Source organism: Xenorhabdus yunnanensis, assembly GCF_028598805.1.
Classification (GTDB): Bacteria; Pseudomonadota; Gammaproteobacteria; order Enterobacterales; family Enterobacteriaceae; genus Xenorhabdus; species Xenorhabdus yunnanensis.
In genome coordinates, this window is record NZ_JAQRFI010000266.1 from 1 (window position 1) to 353 (window position 353).

Consider the following 353-nt stretch of genomic DNA (forward strand, 5'->3'; position numbering starts at 1 on the left):
CAGACCATAATTGAGTATTAAGGCTGGTGGCTACTTCTTTGGCCTTCCCCCAATATAAAGCTGCAAGGTCGTATTTTTCTTCTTTCTCTTTCTGGATGGCTGTACTAGCAAAATCTAAATAAGATTTCTTTTTCATGTTATTGGCTCCGTTTTTTTGGCAATAAGTTTTAATATCTCATTAATAAATTCATTACCTTCTGCGGTTAAAATTCCGTGCTTGGTGTAAAAGCTGTTATATGTATTTATAAGTTCATGTGATTTATGTTGATGCTCGCCAAGTCCATCTTCAAAGAACTTAATTAAAGCGAGAGTCAATATTTCCTCATCTAAATCCAGCCTGCAATTAGTTCTAT

Annotated in this window: 1 protein-coding gene and 1 pseudogene; both read right to left on the reverse strand. The window is 34.6% G+C overall.

Annotated elements, in window-relative coordinates:
• Nucleotides 1-136 (reverse strand): ANR family transcriptional regulator (locus PSI23_RS23370; protein ID WP_373567375.1); only part of this gene is annotated, 136 nt, incomplete at its 3' end.
• Nucleotides 133-353, reverse strand: a pseudogene (locus tag PSI23_RS22180) (hypothetical protein); the annotation flags it as partial. The gene PSI23_RS23370 and the pseudogene PSI23_RS22180, both read right to left, overlap by 4 nt.